A 25,683-nucleotide genomic window follows, 5' to 3' on the forward strand; every position below is an offset into this window, starting at 1 on the left:
TGGGATCAACAGCTCTTAACTCTAGTTCAAAGTAGCAGTAATCGTTAGGAAACGGAACGGAAATACCCTCCCCCTACGACATAGGTCGTAGGGGGTTAGGGTAACGAATGTAAATGTTTCGGGGACCGCCCGCGCATCTCCCGGAACCACGCCAGGGCAGGCTTTTCGATGGTGTAGTGGATGGCGGCGGCCAGTGTGAGCGCCAGTAATAGCGCCAGGCAGACACCGGCCCAGCCGGGCAGGCCCGCATTGTACCCCCAGGCGATGACGCCATAGCCAATGTTCTGATGAACCAGGTACAGGGCATAGGACAGGCTGCCTAGCCAAAGCATGGGGCGGTTGGCCAGCGCATTGAGGTAGCCCGCCACGGCGAGCGCGAAGACCCCGTAGCAGCCAAGCACGAAGATATTGAATGGTGCCTTGTACGCCAAAACGGCATGGCCGATTGACAGGCCTAACAGCAAAAGGTCCGGCGCGGCGGGCCTGCCGTGCTGATGCCAGCGGTAGATCAGCATGCCACTGACAAACAGCGGTGCGTACTTCACGAACAGCAGATCCTTGACCAGGAAATCCAGGGCATCGGGGATGGCTTTCCACCAGATGACGCCGGCATAGCTGATCGCCACCCAGAGCCAGAGTGCGATGCGCATGCGTTCCCATGCCTTCAGTCCATAGAACAGCAGTGCGATCCAGCAGTAGAAGGTGGCTTCAATCACCAGGCTCCAGTAGGCACCGTCAACATGCGGATATTCCAGGTACTCGTGCAGCAGGGTGACGTTCAACAAAGCACTGCCGAAGCTGACCGCACGGTCCGCCGGCCCCAGGGTGTGAACCAGTAGGAAGGTGATGGCGATGCCGGCCCATAACGCCGGCATTAGCCGGAAGGCCCGTGCCAGTCCGAACCAGCCAGCGGTGCGGGTTCGTTCCAGGGTCATGAAGATCACAAAACCGCTCAGGATGAAGAACAGGTGGACGCCGTAGCGGCCGACATCCAGCACGGACGGCGGGCTGAACGTATGGCCGTACAGCTGGTCGTAATAGGGCAGGTAATGAAACAGCACCACGCCGAGGGCAGCGATGCCCCGGAGTGCATCAAGCGCAGCCAGCCGTTGTGAGGATTCCGCCATAATCACGATTCCGTGGAGCTTCAGGCTATAGTAGCCTGCTTTGGGGCATTGCAGTACTAGTCAGATATACCATTGCCTTGCCACCGGCTTAAGATGCATTAACCTGCTTGTATCGGGAGGGAACCATGAGTACGGAACTTGGAATCATCGAAGGTTTTTACGGTCCCCTGTGGAGCTGGGAGGAGCGGAAGGAGCTGGTGATGGCGCTGGAACCTCACGGTTACCGGTTTTACCTGTATGCCCCCAAGGCCGACGCCTTCCTGCGTCGGCGCTGGGATGAGCCTCATCCTCAGGACACGGCGGTCGCGCTGGCGGATTTTGCCCATTTTTGCCGCAGGCATGGGGTACGGTTCGGGGTTGGCCTGAGCCCGTTTGAAGTGTTCAACGACTTCAATGATGCGGCGCGGCAGGCCCTGACAACAAAGCTGGCGTTCCTGGATGAAATCGGAGTTCAGGAACTGGCCATCCTGTTTGATGACATGCGCAGCGACACCCCGGACCTGGCATCCCGGCAGGTAGACATCGTGCACTGGATCCGTGACCGGACCCATGCGGAATTGCTGACTATCTGCCCCAGCTACTATTCCGATGACCCGGTACTGGACCGGGTGTTCGGAGAGCGCCCCAGCGATTATCTGACCACCCTGGGCGACAGGCTGGACCCCGCAATCCGGGTGTTCTGGACCGGGGAAGAGGTCTGTTCGCGGGAGGTGTCGCCGGGGCACCTTAAGCGGATCGGCAAGGCTCTCGGTCGTAAGCCCTTGTTGTGGGATAACTACCCGGTCAATGACGGCGACCGTATGTCGCGGCACCTGCACCTTCGGGGGTTTACTGGCCGGCCCGCGGCGAATGCTGCTTATCTGGCAGGTCATGCCATCAACCCCGCACTGCAGCCAACCCTCACCGGCATTCCCGCCATTACCCTGGCGGAAAGCTACCGCCAGGGGCCGGATTACCAGTATGGGCAGGCTTTACGCCATGCCGCGCGAGAAGTATTGGGCATGGATCTCGCCGACGAGGTGATGGCGGACCTGCTGCTTCTGCAGGATGCAGGCCTCCATCGGCTCAGCGAAGAAAAAACGCAGGCTCTTTTGCAAAAGTACCGGGGGTATTCCCACGCCGGTGCTGAGGAAATTGTCCATTGGTTGTCGGGTGGCTATCAGGTAACGGACGAAATGGTGCAGACCCAATAGTCCACCGGGAGCTGCCGACATGACAGGAGAGGAGAACAGCGATGACGGATTTCTCCATTGAATGTATTCAGGGCGATATTGCCCATCAGCCTGACATGAACGCGGTGGTTAATGCCGCCAATGCCCGTCTTATGCCTGGCGGTGGCGTTGCCGGCGCGATTCACGCTGCCGCCGGGCCGGGGCTGGCGGAAGAGTGTCGTGCCAAGGCGCCGATAAAGCCCGGTGAAGCGGTGATTACTGCCGCCCATGACATGCCGAATACCCACATTATTCATTGTCTGGGGCCGGTTTACGGTGTCGACGAACCTTCAGACCGATTGCTGGCGGATTGCTACCGTAACGCGCTGAAGCTGGCCGAGCAGGCCGGGCTCGAGTCCGTGGCGTTTCCCGCCATCTCCGCCGGGGCGTTCGGTTATCCGCTTGAAGACGCGCTTGTCGTTGCCGTGCGCGCGCTTCGTGAGTCTGCCCCGGAGTGCCCCCGGGTGCGCAAGGTGCGATTTGTGCTGTTCAGCGAGAGTGATCGGCGAGTGTGTCAGGCGATCCTGGATCGTACGTAAGTCCAGGTCCGGGCGTAGGCAACCGGCCAGTACTGCAGTGTTCCATCATATCAGTCACAGGAAATGTCGGCGGCCTGGCGGAACTGCGCCATAATGGCATTGCGATGGCGTTCGTTGTCAGCGTATTCCTGCGGCAGGGGTTGCAGGAAGTACAGGAAATCCCCTTTCTCCTGATGGGATTCGACCAGGCTCGGAAAGGTATCCCCAGAGTGCCAGAACACCGGGCTGATGACAGTCACGGACAGGTCGGGGCGTTTCTGCTCCAGCACCGCCACCATGCCCAGGCGGTTTTCAGCGTGGAAGGTGCCGGTGAGGTGAATAACGTGATGCCCGGGGTATTTTTGCCGCGCTTTGATAACCTGATCCGCCATGGTGTTATCCCTTAACAGTTGCGCCTTGTAGCTGTTCTCCACTCCTTCACTGGCACCGCCGTGGTTTGCTCCCATTGTTTTAAAGAACTTTTCCCGGTAGCCCGGAGTATCCAGGAATGGCGTTTCGGGTAGCTGATTGCGTGCGGCCGGCTCCAGGGACTCCAGGTAGTCCTCGCCCGTGCGACCGATACAGCGAACGATATCGGCAGGCGCATTGGCGGCAATAACCGGAATGTTCCTGGCCCTGGAAAACTCCACCAGGGGGCGGTAGGAGGCCTTGTAATTGGGCCAGGCGTCGGTATCGGCAATCAATTCGGACTCACCGGATTTCCCGGCCAGATAACGGTCCAGCTCCTGCTGGTCATCCAGGGCGAACTGCTCCATGGTCAGCACCTGTTGCGGGCGCTGCTGGTATAGCGCGGACTGGAGCAGCGATTGCAGCAGGTGGGCACCGTGATGGCCATGGTACTCGCCAATAACGATCACATCAGCGGAACGCAACCGGCTGGCCAGTTGGTTGATGGAAAGCTGCGTTCCTCTATTGTCAGTGATGATGGCATCGTATTGCGTATGCGGGGGCAGCACCTGCGTCCGATGGTCGGGCAGGGATGTGCAGCTCGAAAGGAGCAGGGATGTAAGCAATAGCACGGCAAGGGATAAGGAATTCATGACCTAATATACGACCACGGAACACAGTCGGTTGTCAGCTTTTGGGTGGATTTTCCCGCCAGTTTTCACCAAGCCTCGCTTCCACGTATTCGCGAATGAACTGCCGGACCTTCTGTGATGGCGTGACATCCTCCTCCTTGCACAGGGCTTCAAAGGCGGCTTTCTTTTGTGGATCTATCAGCAGGGTCAGACGGGCTGTACGGTTTTCCATGGTTGTTAGTCATTCTCCTGAAATCGTTGATTGGAAGCGTGCCTGTCGCATGTTAACCAGATTAACATTGAATGATGTTTTAGTGAGAATATAATGCGAACAACACTGTTTCAATAGCTGAGAACGTTCATGCCGCACCGCGCCCACCTGTTTTCCCTGCGACTGGCCCACGGCTTCCGCGAAGCCTGCCTCGATGAGAGATATACTGGCCGGCGCTTTTCACGGGACGTGATGGCCGGTCTGACGGTGGGTATTATTGCGATCCCGCTGGCCATGGCGCTGGCCATCGCCAGCGGTGTACCGCCCCAGTATGGACTCTACACTGCATTCATCGCCGGTTTTCTGATCGCCCTGTTGGGCGGCAGCCGGTTCAGCATCTCCGGCCCGACCGCCGCGTTCGTTGTCATCCTTTATCCGATTGCGCAATCCCACGGCCTCGGAGGTCTGCTGCTGGCAACGCTGATGTCCGGTATCCTGCTGGTCATCATGGCGTTTATGCGCCTGGGGCGTTTTATCGAGTATATCCCGGAGTCCGTCACGCTGGGGTTTACCGGCGGTATTGCCGTGGTCATCGCAACCCTGCAGGTAAAGGACTTTTTCGGGCTGAACCTTGAAGCCATGCCCGAGCATTACTGGGACAAAATCGCTGCGTTGGCCCAGGCGCTGCCGGGGGTGGATGCCATGAGTACACTGGTGGCCGTTACAACGCTGGCCACTATGCTGCTGTGGCCCCGTTTGAAAACGCCCATTCCGCCACATCTCCCCGCTGTTCTGCTTGGCAGTTTGCTGGCGCTCTTTCTGAATGCCAACGGTGCTGATATCGCAACCATCGGCTCCCGTTTCAGCTATCTGATGCCCGACGGTTCTGCCGGGACAGGCATTCCTCCCTTCCTGCCCGAGTTTGCCTGGCCATGGCAACGTCCGGATGTCGATGGCATACCGCTGGGAATCAGCTGGTCCATGGTGCATGAGCTGCTGCCAGCGGCGTTTGCTATTGCCATGCTTGGCGCCATCGAATCCCTGTTGTGCGCGGTGGTTCTCGATGGCATGACCGGAAAGCGCCACAGCGCCAACAGCGAGTTGCTCGGCCAGGGCATCGGCAACATCGTCACCCCGTTCTTTGGGGGGATCACGGCAACGGCGGCCATTGCCCGCTCCGCCGCCAACTACAAGGCCGGCGCGGAGTCCCCGGTGGCCGCGATGATTCACGCCGGTGTGGTGTTGCTGGCGCTGGTCTATCTTGCTCCGTTATTGGCGTACCTGCCTATGGCAGCCATGGCCGCGCTGCTGATCATGGTGGCCTGGAACATGAGTGAAGCGCCGAAATCGGTCCACTTGCTGAAAACCGCTCCCAAGAGCGATGTGCTGGTTTTCCTCACCTGTTTTTCCCTGACCGTTGCGCTGGATATGGTGATCGCGATTACCACCGGTATCCTGTTGGCGGCGGTCCTGTTCATGCGGGAAATGGCTCAGATGACCAGAGTCACGGATATCACCGGAAACAAGCGCATAGTCAGTGCCGGACTTCCCGATGGATGGCAGGTGTTCAAGATTAATGGTCCGCTGTTCTTCGCCGCAGCTGATCGTATCTTCGGCGAACTGGCCGGCCTGTCCCGCAACGCCCGGGGCTTTATTCTCTACATGGACGGCGTAACGGTCCTGGACGCTGGCGGGTTGTCCGCATTGAACAAGCTGGTTGAGACTTGCCAGGCAGAAGGCACCCGCATCGTCGTCGCCGACCTTCAGTTCCAGCCGTTGAAAACCCTGGCGCGGGCCGGGGTGGGACCTGTTGATGGTGTCAGCAGTTTCTATCCCTCTCTGGACTCCGCCCTGTCAGCGGTCAGGGCCTGGCCCAACCGATAGTTCCCGGGGGCTCTTACATCGGCCAGTGCAATTGCAGGTTACCGCCGCCGAACCCGAATTTGTGCAGGTAGAATGTCGGGTTCAACGTCAGTACGGCGTGGTCCTGCCTGGAAATCACCGTTTCAAAAGGCAATGTCAGCTTACCGGTAAAGCCGTGATGGCGGCGGTTCCGGTGATCGGAAAAGGTCTGGCTGATATCGGGAGCACTCAGGTAAAGTCCCGGCGACAGTGTGGTCCGCGACGACACCGGGAATGACAGACCGCCGTACACTGTGGGTTCCCGGCGCCGGATGGCTCCCTCATCATTGAGTTCCCGACCAAAGAACCCCTCTTCATCAAGGTCAAGATAAGACAGGCCGAGACGAGGTTGGTAACGCCGTTCAGTGTCGGTTACGCGGGCATCCAGCGTGAAGTGATCGCGGGAAAAATCCGGGAACGTTGCTCCATCCCCCTCGAACAACCGGTAGTTCCGGCGGGTTCGTTCGCCACTGACTTCCAGGCGCCATAGCCAGTTATCCCGGCGGAAGCGATGGGTCAGCGCGGCTTTGATCGATTCGCTTTCCACTTGCAGGTTTTCCGTTCGGCTCAATAACTCTGATGTTGGTGACACCGTGAGTGACGCGGTCGTGCCAAGGGGCGGGTGTGTTGCGTCCTGTGCCTGATGCCATTGCAGGAAAAAGCTCTGGGGCTTGCGGATGAACTCGTCGTTGGTATCGGTTTTGTTATTGAAATACGTGTCCGGCAGAATCCAGCTGCCGTGGATCCAGCTGTTTCCGGGCAGGTGTTGGCGGACACTGAAGTAAACGTCTGATTCTGATTTGTCGGAGAACACATCGCCCTGAAGCCAGAGTTCCGTCGTGTCGGTCAGGTTATGACGGAAGCCCACCAGTTGGCGCTGATAGGCGCCATCGAGATCTTCGCTGCGCTGGATATCAAGCAGGAAGCCTTGCCGGTTGTCATTGAAGCCAAAGTCGTTGCGGAAGCGGAAATCAAAGTACAGCCGTCGACTGCTGACACTGCCTCCCGTTCCCCGGATGCCGTTATCGGTGGGGCCGGGAACGGCCTGGAGATGATCGAAGGTCCGTTCGTGGAGAAACCGTTCCGTGTTGTAGGTTTCATCCCGCCCCTGGACGACGGCGTCCTGGCGCCAGGGCTGGGGAAGGTGGTTGTTGCTGGCTTGAGGACCGGGGCCCGGAACAACCGAAAGCGTCAGGGTGATGCCAAGAGCGATTGGATACCGTGTCATGGTTGTCAGGGCCTTCATCCGCGTTATTACGCTATGCTACGGGTATTTTGCATTCAGGGGCAAAAGGGAGCCGCATGCTGCCATTTCGTATTATCGACAGAATTAAATTCATTGTAGAACGTCAACTGGTAAAGGGCGCTGGCTTCCAGTTAGTCGTGGTGGGTGTCTTCATCGGCCTGATCTCTCTGGTGGGCGGCCTGCTGGTGGCCCCCCAGGACGGAGCATTCGATGATATCGGCGCGGCGATCTGGTGGGCGTTCCTGCGCCTGACCGATCCCGGGTATCTGGGCGACGATGTCGGTACCTGGCAGCGGTTCGTATCCACGCTGCTGACCATCAGCGGTTACGTGGTCTTCATGGGCACCCTGGTGGCGATCCTGACCCGGTGGTTGATCGCCAAGATGGCCGATCTGGAGCGCGGGCTAACGCCGGTTACCCTGAAAAATCACATCGTGGTGCTGGGTTGGAGCAGTCAGACCTTACCGTTGCTGTCAGAACTGCTGGGATCGTCGGGGCGTATGCGCCGGTTTCTGGAAAAGCACGATACCCAGACCCTTAATCTGGTTGTGCTCTCAGAACATGCCTCTGCGGGACAGGTCCATGAGCTGCGGAACGAGCCGGGCATCAGGCGCAAGGCTCGCCAGGTTATTCTGCGTTCCGGCCTGGCGATTCAACCAGACGCATTGCATCGGGTCGCCTGCCTGGACGCGTCAGCGGTTATCGTGCCCAGTGCCGCCCATGAGGCCGGTACGCTGGTGACCTCCGATGTCGAAACGGTGAAAGCCTTGCTGTCGATCGCCGCCCAGGCCCGACACCTGAACGCGCCCCTGCCATTCGTGGTGGCGGAGATCCAGGATATACGTAAGCTTCCGGTCATCGAGCGCGCCTATCCCGGCGCCGTGGAGGTCGTGGGTGGTGACGCCACCATCAGTCGGCTCATGGTTCAGAATATTCTTCACCCCGGGTTGTCCGAAGTCTATAACGAGTTGCTGACGGCTGGTGAAGGCAATGAAATTTATGTACGCGGTGGCGAAACCGTTGCAGGCATGTCCCTGGGGCAACTGGCCGCCCAGCGCCCCCACGCTATTGTGCTGGGGATTCTGAAACCCAGGGGCAGCGGCTGGGACGTGCGGTTGATGGCGCCCTCGGATACGCCTGTGGAGATGGCTGACCGAGTTATCATGCTGGCCCGGGATTACTCGGAAACTGAGGCCAACCTCAAGCTGGCCCCCCTGCCGGTTGTCACCCGCGGAGAAGCCGGTCGCTATCTTCGCAATGCTGCGGACCGTCCACGCACGATCCTGGTGTTGGGCTGGAATCGCCGGGTGCCCAGCCTGATTGCCGAGTTTGGCAGTTACGCCGGGCAGGCGTTCAATGTCGATATCGTATCCGTGGTGCCGGCTGCCGAAAGGGAGCGGGACATCGCCAGGTACGTTCAGGATAGCCACGACGTAACCTGTCGCCATATCGAGGCGGACTACATGGTCGAGGATGAATTGCGCAAAGTGCGCCCCACCGATTACGACGCCGTGATCCTGCTGAGCAGTGACCGGCTGGCATCAGGTGAGGAGGCCGATGCCCGGACCATGGTGGGGTATCTGCAGCTGGAAGACATTCTTGCCGAGGCTAACCACAGACCTCAGCTGATTATGGAGCTGAGCGACCCCGACAATCGCCACTTACTGTATGGTCACCAGAGCGAAATGCTGATCAGCCCGATGATTCTCAGCCATGTGCTGGCACAGGTGGCCCTGCGTCGGGAGCTGCGGGTCGTGCTTGATGAGCTGTTTACCTGCGGTGGCGCCGAAATTCAGTTCCGTGATCCGCAGAACTACCCGTTACCGGCGAGCGTTGATTTCCAGTTGCTGGAAAAGATCCTGTCAGTCCGGGGTGAGCTGGCGTTAGGAGTGTTCCGGCACAAGGCGGATGACCGGGGGCGCCACCTGATGCTGAATCCGCCCCGCAAAACCTATCTGGAGTTACAGCCGGGGGATCGACTGGTCGTTCTTGCCAATACCTGACCGCAGACGTTTGGCGATGACGCCAAATCAGATTTGGTATTCATGGTAAAAATGATGAGAATAGATAATATAAATTTCAATTATAAATTCAAAGATACTAAAGTAGCTTCCATCGTCAGCGACCTGAACGATTTTTGATCGGGTTGCTGGCTCACCGGAGTAGTTTTCTGCTTCTGATGAAGAGCACCTCAAACCCTAAACGACAGGACTGAGATCATGCCATACGCAAAAGACGTTGACGCCATTGCTTCTATCCTGAAGCAAAACCCGACCTGGAACGCCATTAATCCGAAGCACGCAGCCCGCATGCGCGCTCAGAACAAGTTCAAGACCGGTCTGGATATCGCCAAGTACACCGCCAAGATCATGCGCGAAGACATGGCGAACTACGACAACGACACTTCCCAGTACACCCAGTCCCTGGGCTGCTGGCACGGCTTCATTGGTCAGCAGAAGATGCTGTCCATCAAGAAGCACTTCGGTACCACCAAGCGTCGTTACCTGTACCTGTCTGGCTGGATGGTTGCGGCCCTGCGCTCTGAGTTTGGCCCGCTGCCTGACCAGTCCATGCATGAGAAGACTGCCGTTTCCGGTCTGATCGAAGAGCTTTACACCTTCCTGCGTCAGGCGGATGCCTGGGAACTGAACCACCTGTTCCGTGCCCTGGAAGAAGCCGAGAATGCCGGTGACAACGCCAAGGCGGAAGAGCTGATCAAGCAGATCGACAACCACGAAACTCACGTTGTGCCGATCATTGCCGACATCGACGCTGGTTTCGGTAACGCCGAAGCGACCTACCTGCTGGCCAAGCAGATGATCGAAGCCGGTGCTTGCTGTATCCAGATCGAGAACCAGGTTTCCGATGAGAAGCAGTGTGGTCACCAGGACGGCAAGGTCACCGTTCCTCACGCCGACTTCCTGTCCAAGATCAACGCCGTACGTCTGGCGTTCCTGGAACTGGGTGTGGACGACGGTGTTATCGTTGCCCGTACTGATTCCCTGGGCGCAGGCCTGACCCAGAAAATCGCCGTGACCAACGAGCCGGGCGATCTGGGCGACCAGTACAACAGCTTCATCGATGGCGAAGTTATCGAGAAGGCTGAAGACATCAACAACGGCGACGTTGTGATCAAGCAGAAGGGCCAGCTGGTTCGTCCGAAGCGTCTGGCTTCTGGCCTGTTCCAGTTCAAGCCGGGCACTGGCGAAGACCGTGTTGTTCTGGACTGCATCACCAGCCTGCAGAACGGCGCCGACCTGCTGTGGATCGAAACCGAGAAGCCGCACGTTGGCCAGATCGCTTCCATGGTTAACCGCATCAAGGAAGTGGTGCCCGACGCCAAGCTGGTTTACAACAACAGCCCGTCCTTCAACTGGACCCTGAACTTCCGTCAGCAGGTATTCGACGCATGGCAGGAAGAAGGCAAGGACGTGTCTGCCTACGAGCGTGCCAAGCTGATGAGCGAAGAGTACGACAACACCGAGCTGGGTCAGCTGGCTGACGAGTGGTGCCGTAACTTCCAGCGTGACGGTTCACGCGAAGCCGGTATCTTCCACCACCTGATCACGCTGCCGACTTACCACACTGCGGCCCTGTCCACCGACAACCTGGCCAAGGGCTACTTCGGTGACGAAGGCATGCTGGCCTACGTTGCAGGCGTACAGCGTAAGGAAATCCGTCAGGGTATTGCCACCGTTAAGCACCAGGACATGGCTGGTTCCAACATCGGTGACGACCACAAAGAGTTCTTCGCAGGTGATGCGGCTCTGAAAGCTGGTGGTAAAGACAACACCATGAACCAGTTCGGTTAATCGAACGTTCAGGTTGTCTGTCGGCCGGGGGCAAAAGCCCCTGGTTGCATCCCAAAACCCCGCCCTGGTGCGGGGTTTTGTTTTTTGACACTAAGATTTCCCTACAGGTATCTGAATTTTCAAGTAAAGCTCCGGGAAGTCAGAGTTCCTCCCTCAATCGCTGTTTCAGATACGAAACGATCTCGATTGCCTGTTCATTGCTGTTCCCTCTCCTTTTTCTGAATAAAACCTTGTCTTACAACAGTCTGCCGTACCCCGGGCAAAACTGGCATGTTAATCGCTGTAGTCATCAGGCGGGTCTGAACCATGGCTTGTCAGCAGTCAGAAAGCTGGGGCGGATCCCTTCGTAGCTGAAACCATGGATAAGGAAGGTACGTCATGAAAACCAGAAAAAGCTTGCTAGCGATCGCTGTTGCTATGGGACTCGGACTGTATGGAACCGCCGTGGCCGACCAGGGCGGGGATGGCAGCCCGAACGCCAACGCCGATGATGGAAGCACAGCCGCCAACGTGTCCGATAGCGCTAACGACAATTCGGACAACTCCACCCAGCTGGACGTTGCGGACAGCGGAAACGACAACTCCACGGATAATTCAGACAACAGTATCAACGTTGCTGACAGTGCCAATGATAACTCGGATAACAGCATTGATGTTGCTGACAGCGGCAATGACAGCTCCGATAACAGCACCAATGTTGCTGACAGCGGCAACGACAATTCGGACAACAGCACCAATGTCGCGGATAGCGGCAACGACAGCTCCGATAACAGCACCAATGTTGCGGACAGCGGCAACGACAGTTCCGACAACAGCACCAATGTTGCTGACAGCGGTAACGACAACTCCGACAACAGCATCAACGATTCGTTCAATATTGCAGACAGCGGTAATGACAATTCGGACAATTCCGATAACAGCACCACCGACCTGGATCTGCATGTGTTCCTGAACGAAGCAGACCTGGATGGTTCAGTCTCCGGAGTTTCGGCCACTTACAATCTCGATGGTGATCACGGTGGCATGGCCTCTGCGACCAGTCATAACGAGATTTCCGGTGGTTCCGCAAACTTCACCGGCGTTGGGGCGTTTTCCCAGAACGCTGGTGCCAATAGTGTGACCCAGGCCAACGTCAGTGTGATGTCCAACCTGAGTACCGCCGGCAACTGATGGTAACTGGCCGCGCCCGTATCGGGTGCGGCCCCGTTACCCGGGAGAACGGACATGGGTAATGTCATCAGGTGGAAACTGGGCGCGGCCCTGCTGACGCTGACACTGGGGTGGGGAGTTCAGGTTCAGGCCGAGGACTGGTTGACGGCCGAGCCGCTTTCTGCGGATCAGTTGTCGGATGCCAGCGGGCGCCAGGGTATCCCGCTGCAGTGGCAGATCAACGACAACCAGCAGAACGCCAGCGTCTCCGACAACATGCTGTCGGGCAACGTGGTCACGGGGGATAACACAATCTCTGACCACGCGTTCGATAACATGAGCGGCATCGCCACGGTGATCCAGAACACCGGTAATCAGGTGGTGATTCAGGACAGCACCCAGATCAACATATTGATCAACCACTAGGGCAAAGGAGGTGGATCATGGCTGCGCGCGCCTTTACTGCATTGTGTGCGGGTGTCGGACTGCTGTGGTCCACTGCCTTCGCCGGCTCGGTGACGGTGCCGGGCATTGGAGGGGATGTGCGGGTCGGTGTGACCAGTTTCCAGGCGCAACGCTTTGACAGTGTGATGCGCCAGCAATACGACTTCAGCTGCGGTTCTGCAGCGCTGGCTTCGCTGTTGTCCTATCACTATGACCACGAGGTGTCCGAGCAGGACGTGTTCCTGTCCATGCTAAGTCTCGCGGACGCGGAAAAGGTCCGCCGTGAAGGTTTCTCCATGCTGGACATGAAGCGGTTCCTGGAGGCCGAAGGCTATCAGGCCGATGGTTTCCGGCTGCCGCTGTCAGGGCTCAGAGAAAAGGTGCGTCTGCCCATGATCGTGCTGCTGAACCTGGATGGTTTCCGGCACTTTGTGGTGATCAAGGGGATCAGTGAAAGCGAGGTGCTGGTGGGTGACCCTGCCCGTGGCCTCAAAGTGTACTCATACCGAGAGTTCGAGCGTTACTGGGACGGCACGGCGTTTATTATCCGCAGCCATCTTCAGCGGGGTCGAAGCGCATTCCTGGGAGACGGCAACTGGCCCCAGGTAGCCCGGGCGCCTCTGGAGAAAGGGCAGGGTGGCCCGTCACTGGGGCATACACTGCCTTACTGGCCTTCATCGAGGGAGTGGTGACATGAGATTACAAACACTGTTGTTGGTGGCTTCCCTGGCGGGATCGGCGTTGTTCCGACCGGCTGTTGCGGAGCTCGCGTTGCCGGTGACGCCCCTGGCCAATCCGGAACTGGCCGAGCTCAGGGGAGGGTTTGTGCTGGATAACCTGGAAATCGCCATCGGCCTGGAGCAAATCGTATCTGTGAACGGTGACACGATGGTGGTGAACCGCCTGAATATCCCCAATCTGAACCAGTCAGTCCACGGTGGTGCCGTGGAACACCAGTTGGAAACCGTGTTGCAGGTGGTTGGGCCCAACCAGCAGACCGGGCCAAGGGTGTCGGGCAATCTCAGTGATTCCTCGGGCTGGATGACGATGATCCAGAACAATCTCGACAGCACCGTGATCCAGAATGTTCAGCAACTGAATATCGAGCTGAACAATATCGGCAGCGGCGTTCAGCTCCCTGCCCACCTTAATGACCACCTGTTACAGTTCCTGGGGCGCTGACTGACCGTCAGAGACTGATTGGCAGCTTCAGCGTGATCTCACTGTTCGGCGCGTTTTCGGTCACCCCAACGCTGACGGTCAGATTCAGGCTGGTGCTGCTGGACAGGCGCTGTGACAGCCCGAAGGAGAGGGAGCCCACCTGGATCCGGTCAAAGCGTGCATCAAACAGGTTATTATCGTGCTCGATGGTCGTTTTGCGGATGACTGAGTGGTCATAGCCCAGGCTGAACGATGTCTTCTCATTGAACGCGAACCCCATGCCAAAACCGAAGCGCACCACATCGCCGGGGTCCACCGTGCCGCCATTCTCAAACCCCTGGTCGTCCTCGAGCGTCCAGACGTAACTGAGATTGCCGAACAGCACCGCGGGATCGGTTGGATAAATAAAGGAGAAGCCGGGTTCAAAAGCCCAGAAACCGGACCCGGTGGGGCGCTCACTGAGCTCGACGCCGATGGGGTTGCCCTGGCTGTCCTCGACCACGCGCTGATCCACATCGTAGGGACCGTCTCCTGTGGGTGATTTTATCCGCAAGACACTGATAATGTAGGGCATGCCATCCAGGCCGTCGTTCAGCTGATAGCGGAGCGAGAGCTCTACGTCCCCCAAACCTTCCCCGGATGATTCCTTCACGGTATCCACGGGCGTTCCCTGGAATGCCTGCCGTTCCCGCAGGTCTTCATTGATGCTCAGGTACGGTACACGTAGCGCGGCTTCAAACTTGCTGGTGAATCCATACTTCAGGGAAAGGGCGCCGACAAAAATATCCCGTTGTATTTCCGAGATATTAATCAATCCGACCAGCAGGGCTGGTATGACGGTGTACCCTTCCACCGCCACAACCGTTGAGTTGCTGTGGGCGTGGGAGAAAGCCGGCTCAATGGTCAGGCGGCCAGGACGAGTGACAATTCCCCGATCCGAGGTGATGGAGGCAATGTCTGTCGCGATATCGCCGGATGATTCGGTCTCCGTGGCTTGTGGCCCGCCATAGTCATCGTAATCTGGTGCGGCCATGGCACCTGTGGGTAAAAGCAACGTTGCCACCATCAGGGAGTGTAGGTGCCTGTAACCCATTCTTGCTGTTCCTTTTTATTGGTGGTTCCCTAATGGCTTGTGGCCGCGTGCGTGGCTGTGGGGGCCGTGTTTATCCATTAACCGGTAGAAAGACACCCGGGAAATATTGAGAATGCGCGCCGCGGCGGACACATTCTGGTGTGACAGGGCCAGGCTGCAGGACAGTGCCTGTCGATCGGCCCTGGCACGGAATGCCTCAAGGCTGAGGCCAGACTGGCCGGGAATGGCCAGTGCAAGCTCTGGCAGGCCCAGGTCCGCCGGTTCGATCATGGCCGACTCGCTCAGCAGCATGGCCTGACGCAGCCGGTTTTGCAGTTCGCGCAGGTTACCCGGCCAGTCATGCTGGGCGAGGCTTTGCATGGCCTGATTGCTGAGTTTGCGCACGCCGAAAGCCGTGTGGGTACTGGCCAGTATCCTGTTGGCAACGATCGGTATGTCCTCGGGACGGTCCCGTAACGGCGGCAGCCGGACCTCCAGGCTGCCCAGGCGGTAGTACACGTCGCTGCGGAACTCCTCTGTCTCCACCAGTTTTCTCAGCGGCCGCGCACTGGTGGCAATGACCCTGACGTCCACTTTTTTGGGCTGGCTGGCTCCGATACGCTCAATCTGGCCTTCCTGCAGGAAACGCAGGATGGCGGATTGCTGTTCTGGAACCAGTTCATCAATGCCGGACAGCAACAGCGTGCCTCCGTCTGCGGATTCGAGACGGCCCCGGCGACTGTTCAGGGCATGGGTGAATGCACCTTTCTCATAACCGAACAACTCGCTCTGGGTCAGGGATACCGGTAATGCAGCACAATTGACCGTCACCAGCGGCTGGGTACTCCGGGACGAGTGCGCATGGATGAAGCGTGCGGCGGCATCCTTGCCGGTGCCGTTTTCTCCGACAATCAGCACGGGCTCATGGGTTTTGGCAAACCGACGCAACATGGCCCGTGCCTGACGGATGGCCTGGGATGCACCTTCCAGTGCCACGTCCTGGTAACTGTCGTGGTGCTCGGAGTCACCCTGATCTTGCAGCTGGGCCATGCCCCACAGGTGGCCCAGCACCGTATTCAGGCGTTCCGGGTCCAGTGGTAGTGTGTGGTAATCCGTGCAGTGCCGGGAAATGAGCGTTCCCAGCGGTGTGTTCTGATGGGGGGCGGACGGCAATATGCCAACCCAGTAGGGAAGCTGGAAGGCTTCCGTCCACTGATCCAGATAAGGCGTTCCCTGTTCGGGGTAGATGCTCAGGTCCAGCACGCCGACCTTGGCCTTGCCGGCGCTGGCCAGGCCGAAGGGGGGCGGTTCTGTCATGTCAAAACGGTGTATGCTCCATTGTGGTAAGAGTGCCGAGTCGGGTTGTTTGTCGATGTTAGCCGCCGACAACCAGACGAGCGGTCGTTTGTCTTGCATGGTGAGTCTCCTCGGGATGGGGGCCCTTCCCGGGATGATATACATGTAATGTGCCAGTTAAGGCAGCGAGCCTGTTTTCAGTGGGTTGTATCGAGTTAATCCGCGTATACACAGGAATCTGTAAATTTTGCCGACATGGGAGAGCCGGGTGAGTACGGAGCAGGGCATTGTTTTTGGGGTTCTGGTGGCCACGCTGGGGCTGTTCATCTGGAACAGGCTGCGCTTTGATGTGGTATCAATGCTGGCCTTGCTGGCAGTTGCAGTGGCGGGATTGATACCCGGCGATGAACTGTTCTCCGGGTTCGGCCACCCGGCGGTGATCACCGTTGCTGCTGTCCTGGTGATCAGTCAGGGCCTGGTGAATGGTGGCGTGGTCGATGCCATTGCCCGTTTACTGGGGCGGGTCGGGCATCGTCCAACCTTGCAGGTGCTGATGTTGACCGCAGTGGTTGCACTCTGTTCCGGCTTTATCAACAACGTCGGCGCACTGGCTTTGCTGATGCCGGTGGCGGTATGGATGTCTCGGGAAGCGGGCCGGTCGCCCTCTTTGCTGCTGATGCCCCTGGCCTTTGGTTCCCTGCTGGGAGGCACCATGACGCTGATCGGGACGCCGCCCAATATCATCATAGCCAGCTACCGCGAAACCGGCTCCTTTGGTTTGTTTGACTTCGCTCCCGTCGGCGGTGCAATCACGCTTGTCGGCATCGCTTTCATTACCCTGGCAGGCTGGCGCCTGACGCCTCAGCGGCAAGACAGCGATGATGGCGGCAAGCTGTTCAGTGTTGGTGATTATGTCACCGAATTGCGGGTGCCAGAGGAATCGTCCTACGCCGGGGCCACGCTCCACAACCTGTTAACCGACGCTGACAGTGAGGACGATGTGGTCGTGCTGGCGCTGATCCGTGAGGATAGCCGGTCGCTGGCGCCATCCACCTACAAGGTTTTGAGAGAAGGGGATGTCCTGTTGGTGGAAGCTGACACGGAGAGCCTTCAGGATTTTCTCGATCACACGGGTCTGGCGCTTGCCAGTGCCAGTGAGGACGAGGGTGATGAATCCCGGGACGACGGGGATGAAACACCCTCCCGGAAGGAACTGGCCTCTGGTGAAGTCCGGCTTTCGGAAGTGGTGGTTACCCCTGAATCCAGCCTGGTGGGACAGACCGCCAATCGTCTGAACCTGAGGGAATACCACGGCCTGAATATCGTTGCCATGGCGCGTCAGGGGCACCGGTTGAAGCGCCGTCTTGGGGATGTACGCATTCAGGCGGGGGATATCCTGTTGGTACAGGGACACGAGGATTCCCTGGGTGGTACTTTGCAACAACTCGGTTGTCTACCCCTTGCTGAGCGTGGCCTCAGACTGGGGCGGGAGCGCAATGCAATGCTGGCCGGTGGTCTGTTCATGGCCGCCATTGTCACCATTGTGGCCGGCTGGCTGGCGCCACCGGTGGCACTGGTGGCTTGCGCCGTATCGATGGTGCTGACCGGCCTGCTCAGTGCCCCGGATGCCTACAAGGCGATTGACTGGTCCGTCATTGTGCTGCTTGCCGCTATGATTCCCGTCGGTCAGGCCCTGGAAACTACCGGCGGCGCCGAACTGATTGCAGCACAGATGCTGGCACTGAGCGACGGGCTGGCACCGGCCATTGTGCTTGCGGTGGTGCTGGTGGGCACCATGCTGTTGTCGAATGTGGTCAATAACGCCGCTGCCGCAATACTGGTGGCTCCTATTGCTCTCAGTCTGTCCGCGGAGCTGGGCATGCCATCCGACGCCGTGCTGATGGCCGTTGCCGTGGGAGCGTCATGCGCTTTCCTGACACCCATCGGGCACCAGTCCAACGCCCTGGTGATGGAGCCGGGTGGATACCGGTTCGGGGACTACTGGCGTCTGGGGTTGCCCTTGTCAATCCTGGTGACGGTGGTGGCGGTGCCGATGATCATGCTGGTCTGGGGGTAGCTCAGCCATGGGGATTGTAAAGTCCCAGGCGGATAGCCTCCTGCACCGCCTCGGCGCGGCTGCTGATGCCAAGCTTGGCATAGATGTTCTTGATGTGCCGCGCGGCGGTGTGATAACTGACGTCCAGAATGTCAGCCACTTCGGCAGTCTTGAATCCCCGGGCGATCATCTCCAGAACCTGCCGCTCCCGGGAACTGAGCATTCCGGCGGTGTCCTGTCGCCCCTCCTGTCCCAGGGGCGTTGATCGCACCTGCTGGAAGTAATTCATCATGCGCTGGGTGATCTGGGGCGACAGCGGCGGCGTTCCGGTGGCCAGATTCTTCAACGCATCGGCAATCACCTGGCGCGGCTCGTCCTTGAGCAGGTATCCGTTGGCGCCCGCCTGTATGGCGGGAAACAGATGAATGTCATCGTCGTAAATGGTGGTGACCACCTGATGGGCGGACGGGGCGACGGACTTGCAGTGGCGAATGAAGTCGACACCGGAGCCGTCCGGCAGGCGCAGGTCGACCAGGCACAGCTCGGGTTGCTTGCCGTCCAGCCAGGCCAGGGCCGAACCCAGGGTATCGCAACAATGCACCTGTGCCTCCGGGAAAGAGGTCAGAACGGCGCCGGTGAGCCACCGCTGGGCATCTTTCAGGTCCTCAAGAATCAACACCTGTTTCATGATTGTGGACCTCCGGGCACCGGCAATGTGCAGATCATGCCGGCGCCGCTGTTCAGCGGACAGTAGTAGCGCATGTCGCCATCCAGCTCTTCGCATCGCTCGCGAATGCTGTGAAGGCCGATGCCGCTGGCGTTTGCGGTCAGTTCACTGCCCCAGCCAACGCCGTTGTCGCTGGCATCGAGGATCAGACAGCTTTCCTGATAGCTGATGTGCAACCGGACATCCGTCGCCCGTGCATGACGAATGGTGTTGCTCAGGAACTCCCGGATAATGCTCATCAGGTTACGTTCCACCCTGGGTGTCAGGGTCACGACGGCGGCGTCGGGGGCGAGGGTCATCTGCAGATCAATTCCGAACAACTGGCAGCGTTCACCAGCTTCGGTGTGCCAGCGGGAGAAACTCTGGTCCAGAGGCACGATCTGTTTCTGGAGCCCCTGAATAACGCCGCGCAGCTCCCGCAGGCATTCCCTTGCCAGGCCGCTGAGCTCGGTGTCGTTGGCCCGGTATATGATGGACAGCAATCTCGCCCCGACGTCGTCGTGCAGATCCCGGGCCACCCGTTCACGCTCGGTCCTGATGCCGTCCTCGAAGGAGTCCCGGTACTGGCGGGCAAAGCGAAAGAGCTCCATTGCCCGGGCGGCAAACTGCGTATCCTGATGGTCAAACAGCCGGTGCCCCTGGTTGGCGTAACTCATCTCCAGGCAGGCGGATTCGCCCAGCAGAGGCGTCCGCAACTTCAGGCCATTGTCCAGGACAGCCGGTATTGCACAGCCGTGTTCCAGGCGACGGGTCTGCAGTGGGCTGAACGACCTGTGCAAGGCCTTCTGCCATTGCCGGTCGATGCTGCCGCCAACCTCAAAGGCATCGCTGATCATGGTGGGCAGTTGCTCCCACTGGTCTTCTCTGGCGGAAGAAGGAAGGAAGCGGCGAAGCAGCATCTGCCGCAACGGGAAATACACCCAGCCCACCAGAGCCAGGCTCACCACCAGACTCATGGAGTATTGCAGGTCGAGCCAGAGCACCAGAAGGCCATCGATCACAATAACGAGGATGCCGCACAGGAACCAGAACCAGGCCACCAGGATCCAGCGGTCGAGGTCAAACAGACGGTAACGGACGATACCGAGGGCAATGCCGAGGTAGGAGAGGACGAACAGGATCCAGGCGTATTTCTGATGGATCAGCGAGGGGTAGCCGATCACCTGGGGCACAACCACCAGCGACAGGTAGCTGATGATGCCGCCGAACCAGGAGTAGACAAACCACTTCAGGCGCGCCCGCGCCACTGGCTCCCGCCGGGTTCGCCGCCACTGGACAACCGCGAGGATGACATCCGTCAGCGCCCAGGCCAGCAGGGTATAGCGGGCGGTAATGTCGAGGCTGTCGATCCATTGCCCCCAGTTTGCTGCCAGGATCAGCGCCACCAGGGGAAGCATCAGCCATTCGAAGCGGAAATTGGACAGGGATGTCGGGTAGTGCCACAACAGAGTGGTGCCAGCGCCAGCGAACAGCATGGCACCGAACTGGTTGCTACGGGACAGGGCCAGCAGAAGGTCGGCTGGCAGACTCAGTTCGCGGGTGGTGTACACCGCGCTGGAGATAATCGCCACGGCAATGCCGAAACCGGCAAGGGCGTAAAAGAAAGGCCCGCGCTCGTTCTGGACGAACGCCCAGGCAGCGACCCCCATCCAGAAAATCAGCAGACCACAAATCACCTGGTACCAGAACTCGGGTGACAGGTCTGTCGGGCTAACGTCAGCTGTCAGGTTAACGGTCACCCAGTCAGTTTGCTGAATCAGCGCCTGCGTGCCCGAGCCCGGAATGGGTTCCGCGGTTTTGAAGCCAAAAGTGACGCGGTCCGATTGCAGCGTTTCCCAGAGGCGATCCTGGCGTTCAAAGAATCGGTTGTAGGGACCGTAGGTGGAGGCATCGTCCGGTTCGGCAATGGCATCAAACGGTTCCAGGTCCATTTCCCGTGTTTCACTACGAACGGCGACGAGCTCATCGCCGGGTTTCAGGATTCTGGCGAGGGGGCCTTCCGGGTCAACTTCGACAATGCGCGCACCTTCCTGGCCAGGCACGGTGGTGATGCCCAGGCGGGGCACGCCAGTGGCAAAGTAAAGGGCAAGAAGAAACAGGGCCAGACCGACGGCGATACCAGTCGACAAGACCTTCGATGGAGCCCATTGCTTAGACATGTCGCTCCTAGCGTCAAGTTGTCCGGGTGTACGGGTTATAGTTGAGCCGCATAAGGGGGGCAAGGCGGAAGAATCCGGTTGGCCCGACAAGCCACAAGGGCTGCCAGCAGCCTTGGGGCATGCTCCCATTGTCACTTTGTTCCCCTGGAACTATGACAAGTGTGGGAAAGATGGTAATCCCCCAAACTGGGTATGCGATGTCCAGGAAAACGGCAAAAAATCCGCCGCCAGGGCACTCATCCGGCAGGCAGTTTGTTATCGTATTTAACGAACCCGAGCGTTTGGAGAGCATGAGCGTGAATAAAGCAACACTGTTGGCAGAACTGGAGCAAACCCGGCGGCGTACCCGGGCATTGATTACCTCCCTGCCGGATGACATGCTCGACGTGCCCTATCATCCTGGCGTAAATCCTCCCTTGTGGGAGATGGGGCATGCCGCTTTTTTCTACGAAGTGTTTGTGTTTAACCTGCTGGATGGCACCCCCAGCTACAATCCCGCTATGGATGATCTGTGGGATTCCTTTCACGTTGACCACCGGGATCGCTGGTGTCGGGAGCTGTTCCCCGGCCGTGAAGACACCCTGAGCTATTTCGATACCATCTACGACCGTGTGGCGGAGCGGATTCAGAGTAAGGCACTGACAGATGCAGATCTGTACCTTTACCGTTACGCCATTTTCCACCAGAACATGCATATTGAGTCATTGATCTGGTGCCGGCAGACGGTAGGGTATCCAGCGCCTCCCGACCATAACCCTGAACGTGTTGCGCCCGGTGACCGGATTGCCGGCGACGTCACCATCCCGGCGGGGCGCTGGGTGATCGGGATGCCCGGCGAGTCCTCGGGATACGCCACCTACGATTTTGCGTTTGATAATGAGAAGCCCAGGTTTGAGGTGGAGCTGGAATCCTTCGCGATCTCCCGTCTACCTGTGTCCAATCGGGAATTCCTCGATTTTGTCGAGGATGGTGGATACCGGCGCCCGGAACTCTGGTCCTTCGGGGGGCGCAAGTGGCTGCAGACCGAGGTCGATGTTTCACTGGTCCATAACTGTGCCGGTCCGCTGATGCACCTGCCGAAACAACCGTTATACTGGCGCTGGCACGATAACCAATGGCAGGAGCGCCTTTTCGATGACTGGCAACCGCTGAATCTGGACGCTCCGGTTACCCATGTAAGCTATTGGGAAGCGGAAGCCTGGTGTCGTTGGGCTGGCCGGAGACTGCCGACTGAATACGAGTGGGAAGTCGCGGCGTTGGGTAACCAGCCTGGTGAACCTTTCCGCCGATTCCCCTGGGGGAACGACCCGGTGAGCCCGGCACATGCCGATATGAGCGGCCGCGCCATGGCACAAAATCCGGTCTGGGATTACCCTGAAGGTGAGAGCCCGTTTGGTTGCCGTCAGATGATCGGTACCGTCTGGGAATGGACCAGTAGCCAGTTCTTTCCCTACGATGGCTTCCGGGTCGATATGTACCCGTTCATGTCGACCCTGCAGTTCGGTGACCACAAAGTCACTCGTGGCGGAAGTTGCGCCACGTCGGCCGCGCTGATCAGGGGCACCTATCGGCAGGCATACCTGCCCATGAGATGCGACGTATACACCGGGTTCCGCAGTTGTGCGTGACCAGAACACTGCTGAGGACCAGCCATGAACGTGTATGAAACCGATGAATTGCTCAGCCAGTATTTGGGATTCCACTTCGGGGATCACTATTTTGGGGTGAGTAATTACCCCGCACGGTGTGCCGGCATCTGCCTGGAAATGATGGCCGGGCGGGACAAGCGCAAGGCACTGGATCTGGGTTGTGCCGTTGGCCGCACGGCCTTTGAACTGGGCCGGGTGTTTGATGAAGTCGTGGGTATCGATCTCTCGCAGCGATTTGTGGATGCGGCCCATCACCTCAAACAGCACGGTGAAATCGATTACTTTCGGCGGGATGAAGGTGAGCTGGGTGAGCGCGTGACCATAAGTCTCGACGATCTGGGTTTGCGCAGGGCTGCCGAACGAGTGTCGTTTGCCATGGATGACGCCTGTCAGCTGGGGGCTGAGCATCAGAACTATGACCTGATTTTTGCCGGCAACCTGATCGACCGGCTGCAGGCTCCCGGGTCGTTTCTTGCCGGTATCCACGAACGCCTGGCGGTGGGAGGCACTCTGGTCATCAGTTCCCCCTACACCCTGATGGAGGAGTTTACGCCCCGCAACAACTGGATTGGCGGTTTCGAACTGAATGGGCAGCCAAGGAGTGTCCTGGATGGCATGCGGGAGATACTGTCCGATCATTTCGAACTGGTTCAGACCCCGATGGATGTGACGTTTGTGATTCGCGAAACCCGGCGGAAATTCCAGCACACCATTGCTGAACTGACAGCTTGGCGAAGAATTCGCTGAACCTGGAAAGGGCTGAGTATCAGGACAAGGTTAAGTCTGGGGATACCGGGGGCGCACGTTGCGCCCCCGGTTGTTAAGGGATGATCAGGGCAGCTCGACCAGAACGACCAGTCCCAGGTCTTCGAAAGCGGCTGTCCCCGCCCCGTCCGGATCGAACGACGTGCGCAGCAGACCCAGAGAGCCATCGTGGCTGATGAAGCCGTCCATGGTGGTTACGCCATCGCCGCCGCTGGCCTGGGGCGCGGTCATGGTCAGCGAACCGCTACCGTCGACGCTGACATCCAGCGTGTTTTCCAGCGCGAAGCTTTCTTTGCCCACTTCCGCCGCCAGACTTCCGCTTTTCACGACTGAGATATAATCACCCGCAATGTCTGCCGCCGTCTCGCTTGTAAAGGTCAGGGTGGAGTCAAAGCCCATGTTGTTGAGGAAGATGCTGCCATTGTCCCTGAAGGTCACCGATAGCATAAATACCCGATAGGTGCGGTCAGTCAGGCTCGGTGCCGAACCGTCTGGCAGTTTGACCATCAGGGAGTGTTGGATCTCGGCGAAATCAGTGCCGTCATTCGGGTTGGCGCCGTCGAAGTCCGGTACTGCCAGGAAATCGAACGTGTCGTTGACGAAGCCGTTGGCGGGACCCCCGATATCACTGATGGTGCCATCGGCCTCCAGAGTGACTGAGCCTGATCCAGCATCACTGGGGCCGGACTGTGTCGTCGTGCCGCCGGTGCCGTTACGGGCAATTTCGACCAGGCTGCCGGCCATCGCGTCAAAGGTTCCATCGCCATTAAACGTCACCGTGGTTCGCTCGCTCTCGATACGAATGCCTGCGCCCTCTCTCAGTTCGGTGAGCAGGCTGACCAGACCAAAGTCACCGCTCAGGTCGCTGTCCGTGGCGCTCTCCGGCAAACGGGCAAAGTACTCCAGGGAACGCATGACTTCGTCACCGTCCTTCTGGTTCGGGTCAACAGCGTCTTTTTCGCCGTCCTCATTGGTATCGATAGTGCGGTAGCGGACCGCTGCTTCCTGAGCCAGCAGGAAGAACAGATTGTTGCCTGTGGTCTTCTGCAGTCGATAGGTCACCGGCGGGAAGCGGAAACCGAAGTCGCCGTCGATGTCCTCCTCGAATTCTCCATCAATGGTCAGTACGCCGTTGCTGCCGTATGTGCCGGTAAAGGATTCCGTCTCGGTGTCCGCCAGTTCCGGGAAGTATTCCACCATGGCGCTGCCATCATCGGCGCCTCCCAGGAAGGCGTAAGCAGAGGCATTGGCGCTCAGGGTTACGCCGACCTCGCCGTTACCGTTGTCAGTAAAGGTGAAGTCGTCGCTGTAGGTATCGGTGGCGAAAGTGCCAAAGCCCTGGCCGTCGGAATCATGCAGTCCCAGGTTCAGGGCTGAGCTGCGAAAGTCGCCGGCGATCTCGGTGACGTCCCCTTCGGGTGTGGAAATGGAGTCCACCTGGCCTTCCACGAAGTCGCCGATTTCCTCATCCAGTTTGGCGAACATGGACGAAAGATCCGCCTCCGCGGTCAGGTCAAACTCATCGGCCTGGCCTCGCAATTTGACAACCTTGTCGGTTTCCAGGCTGTCGAGATCGGCTCCCCTGTCGATAAATTTCTGCAGGACAAACTCCGATATCGGGTCAATGTCCACCTCCTGGTCCACCACCTGGGCACGTATCTGTTGGTTATTGCTGCCGGTGATGCGCACGATCAGGTTGCCTGCGAGGCTTGTGCCATCGGGCACCGTCAGGGTGTAGTCACCAGTGACGGACGTGCTGGTCCGGGCGAGAACATCGCCGATCTGGTTGCCATCGTTGTCAACACGGATGAGCTCGACGTCTGCTCCTTCCACGGGCTCCAGTCCGGTGATGGCTGCCGCTGCGCCTGGAACAAAAAACGCAACAGCCACCTCAAGCGGAGACTTGGGTTCAAGCTGGGCCACCATGCCGCCCGGCGCAGTTGCCTTGCCACCTACCTCCGTGCCCTGTGTGTCCGCCGTATCATCGCTGCCGCTGCTGGAGGAGTTGCTGCAGCCGGCAACCGCCAGACTGGCCGTGACCGCCGAGAATAATGCTAACCGCTTGAATGAATGCATATCGCTCACCCTTGTATGGTTTTTGGTGTTTGCCGGGTGACTATGGCAAAAGCCGGGTGAGG

21 protein-coding genes are annotated in these 25,683 nt (G+C 58.7%); 12 read left to right on the forward strand and 9 right to left on the reverse strand.

The genetic code is table 11. The features are described 5' to 3' along the window. Positions 1 to 95: 95 nt before the first annotated feature. Positions 96 to 1,127 (reverse strand): acyltransferase family protein, encoded by a 1,032-nt coding sequence (locus ACQUWM_RS14535; protein WP_407002784.1) that lies wholly within the window; start codon positions 1,125 to 1,127, stop codon positions 96 to 98. A gap of 125 nt (positions 1,128 to 1,252) precedes the next feature. On the opposite strand from ACQUWM_RS14535, the gene ACQUWM_RS14540 reads away from it, so the two are divergent. After that, entirely contained in the window at positions 1,253 to 2,320 is a 1,068-nt protein-coding gene (locus ACQUWM_RS14540; protein ID WP_407002783.1) for a beta-N-acetylglucosaminidase domain-containing protein, read from the forward strand. 41 nt (positions 2,321 to 2,361) lie between these two features. Then, a complete protein-coding gene (locus ACQUWM_RS14545; protein ID WP_407002782.1) occupies positions 2,362 to 2,877 on the forward strand; it encodes a macro domain-containing protein in 516 nt (171 codons plus the stop codon). A gap of 50 nt (positions 2,878 to 2,927) precedes the next feature. On the opposite strand, the gene ACQUWM_RS14550 is transcribed toward ACQUWM_RS14545, so the two are convergent. After that, the gene (locus ACQUWM_RS14550; RefSeq protein WP_407002781.1) at positions 2,928 to 3,833 is read right to left on the reverse strand and encodes a ChaN family lipoprotein; all 906 of its coding nucleotides are present in this window, start codon (positions 3,831 to 3,833) and stop codon (positions 2,928 to 2,930) included. A 118-nt stretch (positions 3,834 to 3,951) separates the two neighbouring features. Beyond that, the gene (locus ACQUWM_RS14555) at positions 3,952 to 4,128 is read right to left on the reverse strand and encodes a CopG family transcriptional regulator (protein WP_127333859.1); all 177 of its coding nucleotides are present in this window, start codon (positions 4,126 to 4,128) and stop codon (positions 3,952 to 3,954) included. Between the two features lie 129 nt (positions 4,129 to 4,257). On the opposite strand from ACQUWM_RS14555, the gene dauA reads away from it, so the two are divergent. Beyond that, a complete protein-coding gene (gene dauA / locus ACQUWM_RS14560; RefSeq protein WP_407002780.1) occupies positions 4,258 to 5,991 on the forward strand; it encodes a C4-dicarboxylic acid transporter DauA in 1,734 nt (577 codons plus the stop codon). A gap of 13 nt (positions 5,992 to 6,004) precedes the next feature. Here the strand turns inward: dauA and ACQUWM_RS14565 are convergent, their stop codons facing one another. Beyond that, complete coding sequence (locus tag ACQUWM_RS14565) at positions 6,005 to 7,237, reverse strand: hypothetical protein (protein ID WP_428922639.1); 1,233 nt, start codon at positions 7,235 to 7,237, stop codon at positions 6,005 to 6,007. A 74-nt stretch (positions 7,238 to 7,311) separates the two neighbouring features. Here ACQUWM_RS14565 and ACQUWM_RS14570 point away from each other — a divergent pair, with 74 nt between their 5' ends. The 6 genes from ACQUWM_RS14570 to ACQUWM_RS14595 all read left to right on the forward strand — a co-directional run bounded on the left by ACQUWM_RS14570 (position 7,312) and on the right by ACQUWM_RS14595 (position 13,842). Continuing rightward, on the forward strand, positions 7,312 to 9,258 hold the full coding sequence (locus ACQUWM_RS14570) for a CASTOR/POLLUX-related putative ion channel (RefSeq protein ID WP_407002778.1): 1,947 nt from the start codon (positions 7,312 to 7,314) through the stop codon (positions 9,256 to 9,258). A gap of 216 nt (positions 9,259 to 9,474) precedes the next feature. After that, a complete protein-coding gene (locus tag ACQUWM_RS14575; RefSeq protein ID WP_407002777.1) occupies positions 9,475 to 11,067 on the forward strand; it encodes an isocitrate lyase in 1,593 nt (530 codons plus the stop codon). 378 nt (positions 11,068 to 11,445) lie between these two features. Beyond that, complete coding sequence (locus tag ACQUWM_RS14580; protein WP_407002776.1) at positions 11,446 to 12,237, forward strand: dentin sialophosphoprotein; 792 nt, start codon at positions 11,446 to 11,448, stop codon at positions 12,235 to 12,237. Between the two features lie 54 nt (positions 12,238 to 12,291). Beyond that, positions 12,292 to 12,642: a hypothetical protein gene (locus ACQUWM_RS14585; protein ID WP_407002775.1), complete on the forward strand. Its 351-nt coding sequence runs from the start codon at positions 12,292 to 12,294 to the stop codon at positions 12,640 to 12,642. A 17-nt stretch (positions 12,643 to 12,659) separates the two neighbouring features. Next, positions 12,660 to 13,352, forward strand: a complete 693-nt coding sequence (locus tag ACQUWM_RS14590) for a C39 family peptidase (protein ID WP_428922640.1) — start codon at positions 12,660 to 12,662, stop codon at positions 13,350 to 13,352. Between the two features lies 1 nt (position 13,353). Next, positions 13,354 to 13,842 (forward strand): hypothetical protein, encoded by a 489-nt coding sequence (locus tag ACQUWM_RS14595; protein WP_428922641.1) that lies wholly within the window; start codon positions 13,354 to 13,356, stop codon positions 13,840 to 13,842. Positions 13,843 to 13,849: 7 nt separating this feature from the next. Here ACQUWM_RS14595 and ACQUWM_RS14600 read toward each other — a convergent pair whose 3' ends face one another. Beyond that, entirely contained in the window at positions 13,850 to 14,914 is a 1,065-nt protein-coding gene (locus ACQUWM_RS14600) for a transporter (RefSeq protein WP_428922642.1), read from the reverse strand. Between the two features lie 15 nt (positions 14,915 to 14,929). Then, positions 14,930 to 16,309 (reverse strand): sigma-54 dependent transcriptional regulator, encoded by a 1,380-nt coding sequence (locus ACQUWM_RS14605; protein ID WP_407002771.1) that lies wholly within the window; start codon positions 16,307 to 16,309, stop codon positions 14,930 to 14,932. A gap of 148 nt (positions 16,310 to 16,457) precedes the next feature. Here ACQUWM_RS14605 and ACQUWM_RS14610 point away from each other — a divergent pair, with 148 nt between their 5' ends. After that, the gene (locus tag ACQUWM_RS14610) at positions 16,458 to 18,266 is read left to right on the forward strand and encodes an SLC13 family permease (RefSeq protein ID WP_407002770.1); all 1,809 of its coding nucleotides are present in this window, start codon (positions 16,458 to 16,460) and stop codon (positions 18,264 to 18,266) included. A gap of 1 nt (position 18,267) precedes the next feature. Here ACQUWM_RS14610 and ACQUWM_RS14615 read toward each other — a convergent pair whose 3' ends face one another. Beyond that, positions 18,268 to 18,933, reverse strand: coding sequence for a LuxR C-terminal-related transcriptional regulator (locus ACQUWM_RS14615; protein WP_407002769.1), 666 nt, complete (start codon positions 18,931 to 18,933; stop codon positions 18,268 to 18,270). Continuing rightward, positions 18,930 to 21,131, reverse strand: coding sequence for an ATP-binding protein (locus tag ACQUWM_RS14620; RefSeq protein ID WP_407002768.1), 2,202 nt, complete (start codon positions 21,129 to 21,131; stop codon positions 18,930 to 18,932). The genes ACQUWM_RS14615 and ACQUWM_RS14620 overlap by 4 nt, the downstream gene beginning before the upstream one ends. Positions 21,132 to 21,427: 296 nt before the next feature. Between ACQUWM_RS14620 and senA the strand changes: the two genes are divergently transcribed. Together senA and ACQUWM_RS14630 are read left to right on the forward strand one after the other, a co-directional pair. Further along, on the forward strand, positions 21,428 to 22,759 hold the full coding sequence (gene senA / locus ACQUWM_RS14625; RefSeq protein ID WP_428922643.1) for a selenoneine synthase SenA: 1,332 nt from the start codon (positions 21,428 to 21,430) through the stop codon (positions 22,757 to 22,759). 24 nt (positions 22,760 to 22,783) lie between these two features. Next, on the forward strand, positions 22,784 to 23,527 hold the full coding sequence (locus ACQUWM_RS14630; protein WP_407002766.1) for a putative 4-mercaptohistidine N1-methyltransferase: 744 nt from the start codon (positions 22,784 to 22,786) through the stop codon (positions 23,525 to 23,527). An 84-nt stretch (positions 23,528 to 23,611) separates the two neighbouring features. Here ACQUWM_RS14630 and ACQUWM_RS14635 read toward each other — a convergent pair whose 3' ends face one another. Beyond that, on the reverse strand, positions 23,612 to 25,621 hold the full coding sequence (locus ACQUWM_RS14635; protein ID WP_428922644.1) for a hypothetical protein: 2,010 nt from the start codon (positions 25,619 to 25,621) through the stop codon (positions 23,612 to 23,614). Positions 25,622 to 25,683: the final 62 nt, after the last annotated feature.

Origin of the sequence: Marinobacter sp. DUT-3, from assembly GCF_050379435.1 — a bacterium.
Lineage (GTDB): Bacteria > Pseudomonadota > Gammaproteobacteria > Pseudomonadales > Oleiphilaceae > Marinobacter.

Bases quoted from the DNA above. Each gene is read 5' to 3' on its own strand.
- ACQUWM_RS14580 (WP_407002776.1), top strand. From the start codon at position 11,446: ATGAAAACCAGAAAAAGCTTGCTAGCGATCGCTGTTGCTATGGGACTC.
- ACQUWM_RS14615 (WP_407002769.1), bottom strand. From the start codon at position 18,933: ATGAAACAGGTGTTGATTCTTGAGGACCTGAAAGATGCCCAGCGGTGG.
- ACQUWM_RS14620 (WP_407002768.1), bottom strand. From the start codon at position 21,131: ATGTCTAAGCAATGGGCTCCATCGAAGGTCTTGTCGACTGGTATCGCC.
- ACQUWM_RS14585 (WP_407002775.1), top strand. From the start codon at position 12,292: ATGGGTAATGTCATCAGGTGGAAACTGGGCGCGGCCCTGCTGACGCTG.
- ACQUWM_RS14565 (WP_428922639.1), bottom strand. From the start codon at position 7,237: ATGACACGGTATCCAATCGCTCTTGGCATCACCCTGACGCTTTCGGTT.
- ACQUWM_RS14630 (WP_407002766.1), top strand. From the start codon at position 22,784: ATGAACGTGTATGAAACCGATGAATTGCTCAGCCAGTATTTGGGATTC.
- ACQUWM_RS14635 (WP_428922644.1), bottom strand. From the start codon at position 25,621: ATGCATTCATTCAAGCGGTTAGCATTATTCTCGGCGGTCACGGCCAGT.
- ACQUWM_RS14575 (WP_407002777.1), top strand. From the start codon at position 9,475: ATGCCATACGCAAAAGACGTTGACGCCATTGCTTCTATCCTGAAGCAA.
- ACQUWM_RS14545 (WP_407002782.1), top strand. From the start codon at position 2,362: ATGACGGATTTCTCCATTGAATGTATTCAGGGCGATATTGCCCATCAG.
- dauA (WP_407002780.1), top strand. From the start codon at position 4,258: ATGCCGCACCGCGCCCACCTGTTTTCCCTGCGACTGGCCCACGGCTTC.
- ACQUWM_RS14555 (WP_127333859.1), bottom strand. From the start codon at position 4,128: ATGGAAAACCGTACAGCCCGTCTGACCCTGCTGATAGATCCACAAAAG.
- ACQUWM_RS14600 (WP_428922642.1), bottom strand. From the start codon at position 14,914: ATGGGTTACAGGCACCTACACTCCCTGATGGTGGCAACGTTGCTTTTA.
- ACQUWM_RS14570 (WP_407002778.1), top strand. From the start codon at position 7,312: ATGCTGCCATTTCGTATTATCGACAGAATTAAATTCATTGTAGAACGT.
- ACQUWM_RS14540 (WP_407002783.1), top strand. From the start codon at position 1,253: ATGAGTACGGAACTTGGAATCATCGAAGGTTTTTACGGTCCCCTGTGG.
- ACQUWM_RS14605 (WP_407002771.1), bottom strand. From the start codon at position 16,309: ATGCAAGACAAACGACCGCTCGTCTGGTTGTCGGCGGCTAACATCGAC.
- ACQUWM_RS14535 (WP_407002784.1), bottom strand. From the start codon at position 1,127: ATGGCGGAATCCTCACAACGGCTGGCTGCGCTTGATGCACTCCGGGGC.
- ACQUWM_RS14590 (WP_428922640.1), top strand. From the start codon at position 12,660: ATGGCTGCGCGCGCCTTTACTGCATTGTGTGCGGGTGTCGGACTGCTG.
- ACQUWM_RS14595 (WP_428922641.1), top strand. From the start codon at position 13,354: ATGAGATTACAAACACTGTTGTTGGTGGCTTCCCTGGCGGGATCGGCG.